11 protein-coding genes and 1 other RNA gene are annotated in these 10,106 nt (G+C 55.0%); 3 read left to right on the forward strand and 9 right to left on the reverse strand.

The features are described 5' to 3' along the window. On the reverse strand, window positions 1-821 hold an 821-nt coding region (locus ACOYNV_RS22725), incomplete at its 3' end, for an IS110 family transposase (protein ID WP_422902090.1). Between the two features lie 854 nt (window positions 822-1,675). Here ACOYNV_RS22725 and ACOYNV_RS22730 point away from each other — a divergent pair. Further along, window positions 1,676-2,119, forward strand: a complete 444-nt coding sequence (locus ACOYNV_RS22730) for a CBS domain-containing protein (RefSeq protein ID WP_422902091.1) — start codon at window positions 1,676-1,678, stop codon at window positions 2,117-2,119. Between the two features lie 408 nt (window positions 2,120-2,527). Here ACOYNV_RS22730 and ACOYNV_RS22735 read toward each other — a convergent pair whose 3' ends face one another. Together ACOYNV_RS22735 and ACOYNV_RS22740 are read right to left on the reverse strand one after the other, a co-directional pair. Next, on the reverse strand, window positions 2,528-2,884 hold the full coding sequence (locus tag ACOYNV_RS22735; protein ID WP_422902092.1) for an XRE family transcriptional regulator: 357 nt from the start codon (window positions 2,882-2,884) through the stop codon (window positions 2,528-2,530). Beyond that, window positions 2,865-3,257, reverse strand: a complete 393-nt coding sequence (locus tag ACOYNV_RS22740; protein ID WP_422902093.1) for a type II toxin-antitoxin system RelE/ParE family toxin — start codon at window positions 3,255-3,257, stop codon at window positions 2,865-2,867. The genes ACOYNV_RS22735 and ACOYNV_RS22740 overlap by 20 nt, the downstream gene beginning before the upstream one ends. Window positions 3,258-3,667: 410 nt before the next feature. On the opposite strand from ACOYNV_RS22740, the gene ACOYNV_RS22745 reads away from it, so the two are divergent. Together ACOYNV_RS22745 and ACOYNV_RS22750 are read left to right on the forward strand one after the other, a co-directional pair. Continuing rightward, complete coding sequence (locus ACOYNV_RS22745; protein ID WP_422902094.1) at window positions 3,668-4,264, forward strand: nucleotidyltransferase domain-containing protein; 597 nt, start codon at window positions 3,668-3,670, stop codon at window positions 4,262-4,264. Beyond that, window positions 4,245-4,700 carry a hypothetical protein gene (locus ACOYNV_RS22750; RefSeq protein WP_422902095.1) on the forward strand — a complete coding sequence of 152 codons (456 nt, stop codon included), beginning with the start codon at window positions 4,245-4,247 and terminating at the stop codon, window positions 4,698-4,700. Before ACOYNV_RS22745 ends, ACOYNV_RS22750 begins: the two co-directional genes overlap by 20 nt. A 307-nt stretch (window positions 4,701-5,007) precedes the next feature. Here the strand turns inward: ACOYNV_RS22750 and ACOYNV_RS22755 are convergent, their stop codons facing one another. From ACOYNV_RS22755 to pyrC, 6 genes are all read right to left on the reverse strand, one after another. Beyond that, window positions 5,008-5,223 (reverse strand): hypothetical protein, encoded by a 216-nt coding sequence (locus tag ACOYNV_RS22755; RefSeq protein WP_422902096.1) that lies wholly within the window; start codon window positions 5,221-5,223, stop codon window positions 5,008-5,010. A gap of 103 nt (window positions 5,224-5,326) precedes the next feature. Beyond that, window positions 5,327-6,199: a transposase gene (locus ACOYNV_RS22760; protein WP_422902097.1), complete on the reverse strand. Its 873-nt coding sequence runs from the start codon at window positions 6,197-6,199 to the stop codon at window positions 5,327-5,329. Continuing rightward, window positions 6,193-7,671 (reverse strand): IS66 family transposase, encoded by a 1,479-nt coding sequence (tnpC, locus tag ACOYNV_RS22765; RefSeq protein WP_422902098.1) that lies wholly within the window; start codon window positions 7,669-7,671, stop codon window positions 6,193-6,195. Before tnpC ends, ACOYNV_RS22760 begins: the two co-directional genes overlap by 7 nt. A gap of 340 nt (window positions 7,672-8,011) precedes the next feature. Beyond that, an RNA gene (rnpB, locus tag ACOYNV_RS22770) (RNase P RNA component class A) lies at window positions 8,012-8,375 on the reverse strand. 34 nt (window positions 8,376-8,409) lie between these two features. Beyond that, a complete protein-coding gene (locus ACOYNV_RS22775; protein ID WP_422902099.1) occupies window positions 8,410-8,889 on the reverse strand; it encodes a hypothetical protein in 480 nt (159 codons plus the stop codon). Between the two features lie 33 nt (window positions 8,890-8,922). Next, the gene (gene pyrC, locus ACOYNV_RS22780; protein ID WP_422902100.1) at window positions 8,923-9,957 is read right to left on the reverse strand and encodes a dihydroorotase; all 1,035 of its coding nucleotides are present in this window, start codon (window positions 9,955-9,957) and stop codon (window positions 8,923-8,925) included. Between the last annotated feature and the right edge of the window lie 149 nt (window positions 9,958-10,106).

Genomic DNA, 10,106 nt, shown 5'->3' on the forward strand with positions numbered 1-10,106 from the left:
GCTGAACGCGGGTTGTTTGACACCCGTGAATATCTCCGGGAGAGAGACGTAAGAAGTGTGACGCGCAATTGTTCGACGAGCATCAGCACATGCAGCTGACAGGGGGCAATCACACCGGGATCTTCTGTGAGCGGCACCGCAGCCTTGATGGAGTCGAGCCGAGCGCCAATGACTTGGGGGCGACGACCATTGTGTGCATGGAAGAACGCCTTCAGGCTGGTCTGTCGAGCTTGCTTGACCTGAGACAGTGTTGGCCAGCGTGTCAGGAAATCGCAGAACAGGATCGTGTCCCGCTGCTCAAACCAATCGAGAGCTTGGGGATAGTATTGCTTGAGGGCATTGGTCAGACGGTTGGTCAGCCTGATCTTATCGTCGACCAACTCGCGACGATGCTCGGTCAGGCTGAGCAGAGTCCGCATGGTGACGCTTTGTGGTTGGATGGGTTTAAATCGCTCCGGGTGGTGTAGCAGAAGATCAAGTGCCAGTTCGGCATCGGTGGGATCGTCTTTGGCCCGACTGGGCTTGAAAGCTTCCCGATATTTGGCCAGGGTCGATGGGTTTATTGGAAAAAGTACGAAGAAATTGTACTTCTGAAGCGCATAAACGATCGGACCCTTGGCCAATTCAAGAGCGACCGCGATGGTGCCGCCAAAGCGCTTGTGCAACGCCTTCGCCCAATCATCGATTAGGGACATCTGATGGGGAATGCAAGCGAACTCGCGTTGGTCGCTATCCGCCGCTTGAAGACAAACATCATGTTTGGTGTCAGCCCAGTCGATGCCAACATAAGCCGTAAATGTCTTAACGTATAGAGGTTTCACGTCACACCTCCCAAGTGATAAATTGACCATTGGGGACATGCATTCTTGCGCTCTGCGAAGGCAATATAGTGAGCCGGCAGCACGGCAAACCCTGAGTATTCGTTGTCGAGTGCAAGCACACCCGCGGACTCGAAGCTAATGCAGTAAACGTCAGAACATTTGGGTCGGAATATTCGTAATCCGCGGGTGCATATCCCGCCTTCACTGGCAGCTACCTGCCAGTTGTAATTAATATTACTGAAAGCGGAACGAAATGCCTTCTTGTGACTGAAACTCAGCAAAGAAACCTTTAATGATCGCGGCTTCGCAGACGGGTTACCCACCGCCGGCCGCCTGCCAGCGATAGAGGCGCGCTGGCGGCCGTCCGTGGATAGCCCTGCGTACTGCGTATCCGACCGTATCGTCCAAGAACACATTTCGTTCCGATCTCCAATAGAACAACGTGCTGCTCAAACCAGATTGGGAATTGACCGGACTATCTATAATGGGTCGGATGGAGTCAGTCAGCTTCTCCTTGCAACATACCGGTCGACTATAAACTTGTTGCGTTGCACAACTCCATGTTCATTTCAGCCACGCCATACGGATACCCTAAATTTGATTGGATCGTGCCGATAGTCTGAGGTCGCCATGGAGCCATTTCAGCGTTACGACCTTCATTGGCCTGCCTTCCCATGCGTCGGCGAAAGGCTTTGCCAACTCGACGGCAACGTACCAAAAACAAACAACGATAGATTCCTCACCCTATCCCGGGAATTTGATGCCCTATCAGGTCAGAAAATTGTTGACGGAATCAAACCCGAACTGTGACTGTCTGACAAGGAAACTATTACCCTAAACACGGAATGGCAAAGATGACGCCAAAAGTATTGGATGCGCGTGTTATCGGAAGGCAATTTCAAATGCCTCGACATCCTCGTGTTGAGCCGTTGACTGTGAAAAGCGTGCTCCAAAAGAGGCTATCCAGTCTTCACTTCGCCAGCGCGGACTTCACGTTGCTGGAAGCATTAACGCTCATGACTGTGCATGACATCAGAGCGTTACTGGTATTGGATAACGATCGCATAAGTGGAGTTTTTTCCGAACACGATTATGTCCGCCACTTGGTTCAGGTCACATCGTCAAGGATGGATACGCCTATACGTGATGTTATGACTTCCAGCGAAATATTCGCTCACCCCTCTGACTCAGTGCGCAGCTGCCCGAATTTGATGAGCGAAAATCACTTGTTCTACCTTCCAATCCAAGAGAAATTAAAGCCGGTCGCCATGATGTCGCTCGACGAACTTCATCTCTGAAATGGTCGTGCATCTTGAACGGATTTACCAAGAAACCGAAATGGATCAGCAAATCATTTTCCTTCGTGGAACCTACAGCTGCTGAGTGTTTGAAGAAACTGAAATCTCAGATTGTTGTTTGCGCGTGTCAGATTGAGCATTATGAGCGTTGTTTGACCAGACTAAAGCATCTTCAAACCATCTTCAGCCTGAAAATCGCAAGAATATGACTGGTCACTGGAATTCGCCCATGATCGTCAATTTAGATCGCGTAGCAACATCCATATGAGAAGGAAGCGAACAAAGCAACAACTGACACCGATATCGCGCTGGTATTGATCGCCGAGGGTGAAGTCACTGATGCCCAAACGCCAGAAACCAAGGGGGAGTGACCTGCGTCGAATGCCAGCGAATGCTGCGTCCCGATGGTCAGGCCGCAGTACCGGGAAGACGGGATCTTTTGGCGCTGCGCCGGTGTGGCGCCGCCACTTCCCCAATCTGGTCAATGAACACTGGGGGGCGATTCGGGAACTGGGCAACCAGTTCGAGTTTGCCGCCCATGCTTTCAATGTAGCGGCGCAGCGTTGAGAGCAGCATATCGCTGCGTTTTTCGAGGCGTGAAATCGTGTCTTGGCCTACGCCCAGCGCAGTGGCCAAGTCCTCTTGGGTTTGTTCGACGGCTTGCCGCAAGTCTTTCAGGGAGGCGAGTTCCTGCGCGCGAGCTTCAATACCGGCTTGCCGTGGTGCGGGCAACTGCGCCATCACATCATCGAGTTTTCTTGCCATGCTGTCCTACCTTTCCTTCGTTGGCGTTCAGGGTCGAGAGGTGACCGTCGAAGCGGCCATCCGCCTGCAAAATGAGCCGTTTATAAAACCGCCGTTGATCGGCACCGCCCTTGTCACCGCCGACCAGTAAAATGGCCTGCCGCTGTGGGTCAAAGGCAAACGCGAAGCGCCACACGCCACCTTCCCAATTGAACCGCAACTCCTTCATGTTCGAGTGCTTCGAGCCTTTCAAGCCATCAACCATTGGACGGCCAAGGTTGGGTCCGAATTCGCGCAGCAATACCGCATGAACTAGCAACTCATCCTGCAAAGCCTCCGCGAATGCGCTAAATTCGGCATCGAAGGCATCATGAAATAGAACGGTCCAACTCATGCTTGAATTATGGATCATAAGCCATATGGATTCAAGTCCATATTTTCAGGCAGGGGCATTGCGCGACTCTGGGGGTGTTTTGCTGGCCGATTGGGAGTCGGGTAGCTGGACACGGTTCCGGAATAGATATGTACATGGTGTTGTGCAACGTAACACGTTTATAGTTGACCGGTACCCTTGTGTCGCTGCGTGGGTCGGATTGAACATCATGGGCGAATTACTCTGACCAGCATCCCAATGCCCAAGTCGTTATTCCCCCGCATAAGGCAGCGCTTTGTTCAGGAACGGGCGACTCCCCGCGAGACCGCATATCCGAATGGAAATACAGGCCTCGTTCAGGCTCATCGTTCATTGAACGAGGCTTTAACGGAATAATCCCCAAATAGGGCGTTATAATCCCCAATATGAGGATGAAGACAACTTCCTTTGCTGATGCCATTTTCTCTGGTATCCAGCAACGCGTTCTGGGGCTGCTGTTCGGCCAACCGGATCGATCATTTTTCGGGAATGAATTGCTTCGGCTCACCCGTGCCGGGCGCGGCGCGCTTCAGCGCGAACTCGAAAAACTGGTGTCATCCGGGCTGGTAACAGTAACGTCTATTGGCAATCAGAAGCATTACCAGGCGAATCGCTCTTCCCCGATCTTTAACGAGTTGCGCGGGATCATCCTGAAATCTGTTGGTTTGGCCGATGTCCTGCGCACGGCGCTCACCGACGTCGCCAGTCGGATCCAGATCGCTTTTGTTTTTGGTTCCGTGGCCAAAGGTACCGATACCGCCTCAAGCGATATTGATCTGATGGTCGTGGCCGAAGATCTCGGCTACACAGATTTGTTTGAAGGTCTGGCGGCAGCCGAAGTGATATTGGGGCGCAAGGTGAACCCGACGGTTTACACGCCGGCTGAACTGGCTGAGAAGATACAGAGTAAGAACAACTTTGTACTTCGCGTACTGGAGCAATCGAAAATCTTTCTGATTGGAAATGACCATGAGCTTGCCACTCGATAACCTGGTCAAGATCAGCAAGGGTGGGCTGAAGGCGGAGCCGCCGAGCCAATCCGAGATCGATGGGCTGCTCCGATCGGCGACTCGAAAGCTACTTGATGCTCGTATCCCCAGTTTGGGCTTGGAAAGTGCGTTTGACTTGGCCTATAACGCCGCGCATGCCCTGGCGCTTGCCGCGCTACGTTGGCACGGTTATCGGGCGGAGAACCGGTATCTCGTATTCCAAGCCCTGCCCCATACGGTTGGCTTTGCCGCAACGCAGTGGCGCGTTCTCGATTTTTGCCACAACAAGCGAAATCTGGCCGAGTACGAAGGCAGTTTCAACGTGGATCAGAAACTGGTTAATGATTTGCTGGCCGTGACGCAGGAATTGGAAATTCTCGTTGTGGCATTGGGCCCTGTTTCATCCCAAAACAAGGCATCACAATCCCCAAAATAGGGATGTGCCGAACGTGCGTTCCCGAGGGAAGCTCATCGTTTGGGTTGTAAGCCCAAACCGGGGGGGCCTGTCCAGCAGGCCGAAAATCGTCAATGAGGGATCTGCCCGTTTGTTTGCGCGAGTCAGATTGACCACCCTTCGCGCTGTTGTTTGAACAGACAAAAGCATCTTCAAACCCAGAGTCAGCCTGAAAGAATGCGTAATCCACACCCATCTTAAAAGCGAATCAAAATGGCAACGATCTCTGATCTCCGAACTGGGCTGTCGCTTCTGATCGTTTCCATTGGGGGGATTATGGAATGACATTTCATCCCGACAGGATTCGTCCACCGGAAAATCCCTGCAGGGGGCGATGACTCCGGATACCCGAATCCCCATCCACAGCACCTGAGGCGATCGAATCAATTTGCCGGTAGATTTCACCCATGTTTGCATTTTGATGACGGACAGAATATGCAGCCAGATCATGGGTTTCCAACTTCAGGTTGATACCCTTAACGACAAACCTCGGATGGTCGGCCATTTGCGGCTTTTGGAATCGCAGATTTAACAACGGTTACTGACATGGATGCTATGGAAGACCAACTTACTCCTGAATTCAACTGGGACTATCCAACCAAAGCCCTTCACCCTTGCAGTGGTACCCAGCGGCGACGATATCGATGGCCTGACCAACCCTGTGCCTGATAGATGATCTCGGCCAGTTCCAGCCCCGTCTCGAGTGCCCACCACCGCGCGTCACGCACAATGGCCGCTTGCAATCGCTGGGTGAGCTTGGCGCTGATGATGCAATCAATCTTGCGCCCTTCCAGAAGGCTCAGGATCGCTTCATCAAAGAATCCGCTGTCGGCGCGAAACAGTCCGACCATCTTGTCGCCCAGATGGCGCAAGGTGGATTCGATGAAGGCCAGAACATTGTTGGTCGTATAGGCATTCCCTGGTCGCAGCCAGAAGTTGGCGACCATCCGTGCCTCCGCTACAAACGCCAGTAAGGGATGGTGCGATGGACGCCCGCGTCGGCCTGGGTTATATCCTCGTGTCGCGCCCTCTTGTTCCCCGTGGCGGGTGAGCACCGTGGAGTCCATGTCGAGGGTGATCCGCTTTAGCGTGCTGACTTGGGTAAAAAACCAGTGATAGACGGATTCTTGTACCGCCTCATTGCGAGCCATGTCGAACCGTTTGAACAAGCGCATGATTGCTTGGTATCCCGCAGCCTTCGGCCAACCAAACAACCGGGTCAGGGTGCCGTCAAAGCGCACCGTTTCGGCATGGGCAAAGCGACAGGCGCCGCACCAGATGGAAACCATCCATTGTTCGATCAGTTGCACTGGTGGATAGCCGCGGTTGGACCCTGGCAGCGGCAAATCCCAGCAGGAAGCCGCTTGCTGAAACCCCATCTGATCGAGCATTCGCTTCAGCAGTGCCATTCCTCCCCACGCGCTGACCTCGCGATTTGAAAACTTGATATCAAAAGCACTTTCCGAGGCATTGTTCAACATAAAAATCCAGGTAACTGTTCAGTATGCACTTGAATTTCAGGTGACTGTTCAGCCAGTCGCGGGCTGAGGGGGTTGCCCTGAAAAGCAAGCCGAAGCGCTTCGATGAGGTTGTGTCCCTGCTTGTGCAGGGTATCGAGGTAAGAACGGATGATGGCGAAGTTTTCCGCGCCTTTGAGCGTGCGAAAGCAGCCGGAGATTTTCTGCTTCACTTTCGGCATCCGGATGGCACGTTCGCCGAGATTGTTGGTAAAGGGGACTGACAGATCAGAGACGAAGAGCAGAACTTCATCGGCGTGCTCGCGCAGTCGGCGTAGCAGGTTAAAAGCCGGTGTCTGTTTGATTCGGCCACGCTGGAGCACAGTTCGTGGAGTCTCCGGATGTGCCGCTTCGCCTTCGCGCAGAATGGCTTGGTAGTCTGCCAGAATCTGCTTCACTCGCCCCGGAGCCAGTGCCTTTTCGTTCTGCTGCCGTGCGGCCTCGCAGGTCTTGTTCGCGTCCAGAAGCAGGTCAATCATGTGCTTGTTCCAGGCTTGACCGGTGGTCTCCAGAAGGAAGACAAGTTCGCGCAGCAGGTGGGCACCCCAAGAGTATTTGCTTCGCGGCACGTTGCACAGGGCGTGCACGCAATCGAGTTGCCAGTAAGGCTTCCAGCAGTCATGCACCAGCACGGCAATCCGTTTGGGCAGAATCCCGTGAGCCTCGATCGCTTCCCACCCGCGCCGGGCGTGGACGCCATACCAAGTATGGTTCGCAGTAGCGACCGTATGCAGCCAATGCAACTTTCCCGCGACCCGAAAACCCGATTCGTCAGCATGCGCCACCGGTGCTTCGATCAAGGCTTGGGCAATTTGGCCGACCGAGGGGAGAAGCAATTCGCTCGCCTCATCCACCCACGCCAGCAGGGTGGCAGGGGAAACCTCAAGATGAAACAGGTCAGCGATCAGTTGCGATGCGCGGCCGTAGGGCAGCAACTGACCTTGCGTCAGATGCACCCCCAAAGCGCGGACGTTCGCGCCGTATTGCACGGCTTCGGTGACCCCCGAGGGGAACGCACTGACATGCTCCCGCCCGCAGGTGCAGCGTACTTGCAGGGTGCGATACTCGACCACTTGGTAATGCGCCGCCGGTATGTCGAACACCTGACGTCGCTCGGCAATTTTGGACTCTGACGCGGACAAGGACGCACCGCAGGCGCAGTGATTCGGCAGCGGGCTGTCTCGGATTTCATCGGGTTCGCTTGTTCGCTCAAGTGTCTGCCCGGGGTGCCCGGCTTGCCCGCCCGCTTTCTTGCCGGAAGGCTGGCGAAGCGATTGAGTCTTCTTCGCCAGCCCATCCGACGACGGGGGTTTGCTGGAGTTGTGACTGTCCTTCGACCGCTGCGCTTCCAGTTCCGCTAGTCGCGCAAAGAGTTTGCGGATCAGTTCGTCCTTCTGATCCGAGCTCATCGTCGAGAGGTCTGGAAGCTCATGCATAGGATAAAGTATCGCCTGTAAATAACTGAAATTCAAGTGCATACTGAACAGTTACAAATCCAGCCAATAACAGCAAGTAATCAGGCAGTTGGCCTAATGAATCTCATTAGGACCAACCAATCCCCTAAGCATAAACTGCAGCGTATAGGTTACCTTGGAATTGCTAATGGATAATCTGGGTTGAATACTTACCAGAGGATTTATTGCTCGGCCAGCGCCAATGGAACGCCACGGGGTAATTTACACATCATTGGAACGGGGAGCACAACGAAGGATTTGACAGCTTCAGAAAATAGCCTGGAGAACCGCATGGATATTGGCTTCCAGCGGATCGAAAGAAGGGGGAAGCCGGTCGTTAAGCCGGGTTCTGTCGTGGACAACCATTCCTCTAGGCGCACTGTTGCCAGTACGCTCAAGCAGCCTACCCGGAAGCAACGCGAGCCACGCCATGCGCTTCCCTATTTGGCCTTGCTTCAGATGGGGTTTGCCGTGCCGTCCGTGTTACCACGTCCGCGGTGAGCTCTTACCTCGCCGTTTCACCCTTACCGGCCCGGGTTTCCCCGAGCTTAGGCGGTCTATTCTCTGTTGCACTTTCCGTCACCTCACGGTGCCCGGTCGTTAACCGGCATCTTGCTCTATGAAGCCCGGACTTTCCTCTCGGCTAAGACTTGCGCCCTTCGCCCAGCGGTTGCCTGACCGACTTCCCGGCGCGATTATACCCCCGTCACGCGGAATGGATCAGTTTGCTGCCGGTGCAGACTCGATCGCCGGGGGAGGCGGCGCTACCCTGGGTGCTGCGGTGAATACGAGTACGTCGTTGCGCATTTCGTAAACACCCATCAGCGGCCCCATGCCGCCTTCCGGAATATTGTCGAGCTTGGCAAAGCCTTCACAGGTTCGCGTTTCGACGACGAACATGCTGCCGTTCTGCTTGAGGATCCAGGCATCGTTGCCCGGCGAATACACTTCCACCTTGGCATTGAGCCCCGCTTCCGACATCGCGTGCCGGCGCATGCAGTCGGGCATGCGCGCTGCAACGATGGAATACTTCGCCGTTTTCTCCCACGGCAGGCCCGTCACCCGGATCAGGGTTAACGCATGAGCGCTGCCCTTGATCTCGAAAGACACGCGCTGGTCGGAACAGGCCGCAAGAAACGGCAACAGGAGCAGGGCGAGCCATGCGGATGCGGATCCGGGTGAAAATCTTGGCGAAATCATGGGGGAAACCTCCCAAAACAATCGAATCAATCGTTAATCAATCAACTTCCAATGCAGCGACTCGCCGGCACACAACGGCACCAGTTTTTCGTTGCCGGCATAATCGAAAGTCTCCGGCATCACCCAGGTTTTCTGTTCCAGCGTCACGCTACCGGTATTGCGCGGAAGCCGATAGAAATCCGGGCCGTTGAAGCTGGCAAAGGCTTCCAGCTTGTCGAGCGCACCGGCCGCGGCAAAGGCTTCGGCGTAGAGTTCCAAAGCCGAATATGCCGTATAGCAACCCGCGCAACCGCAAGCGTTCTCCTTGGTGCCGCGCGCATGCGGTGCAGAATCGGTGCCGAGAAAGAATTTGTTGCTGCCCGAAGTCGCCGCGCCAAGCAGCGCCTGGCGATGAATCTCGCGCTTCAGTACCGGCAGGCAGTAGTAATGCGGACGGATGCCGCCGGTAAAAACTGCATTGCGGTTATAGAGAAGATGATGCGCGGTGATCGTCGCCGCCACGTTCGCTCCGGCAGCAGCGACAAATTCCGCTGCCTCCCTGGTTGTGATGTGCTCGAACACCACGCGCAAGCCCGGACGACGCGCCAGCAGGGGCTGCAGAACGGTTTCGATGAAAACATTCTCGCGGTCGAAAATGTCGATGGACAAATCGGTCACTTCGCCGTGTACGAGCAGCGGCAGACCAAGCTTCTCCATTTCGGCCAGCGCCGCGTCACATCGGGCGAGGTCAGTGACGCCGGCATCTGAATTGGTCGTCGCACCGGCCGGATAGAGCTTGACCGCCTGCACAAAACCGCTGTCAACAGCACGCCGGATCTCGTCTGCCGGTGTGTTGTCGGTGAGATAGAGCGTCATCAAGGGTTCGAAACTCATGCCCGCAGGCAGCGCGGCGAGAATGCGGTGGCGATACTCGGCGGCCAGAGCGACAGTGGTCACCGGCGGACGCAGATTGGGCATGACAATGGCGCGGGCAAACTGGCGTGCGCTATGCGGCAGAACGGCAGCCAGCGCCTCGCCGTCGCGCAGGTGCAGGTGCCAGTCGTCGGGACGGGTGATGGTGATTCGCATTGCTGGACTTAAGGATGGAAAAGACCAATTCTAGATGAAATGCCGATAGGGGCACAGAAAAGCATTCAGCTACGGCGTGTCCGCGAGAAACAGGAAATAACCGGCATTATGTAGCAGCTACCCCAAGCCTCTGACCGCGGTACCGACCA

It is taken from the genome of Propionivibrio sp., from assembly GCF_049316945.1.
Classification (GTDB): domain Bacteria; phylum Pseudomonadota; class Gammaproteobacteria; order Burkholderiales; family Rhodocyclaceae; genus Propionivibrio.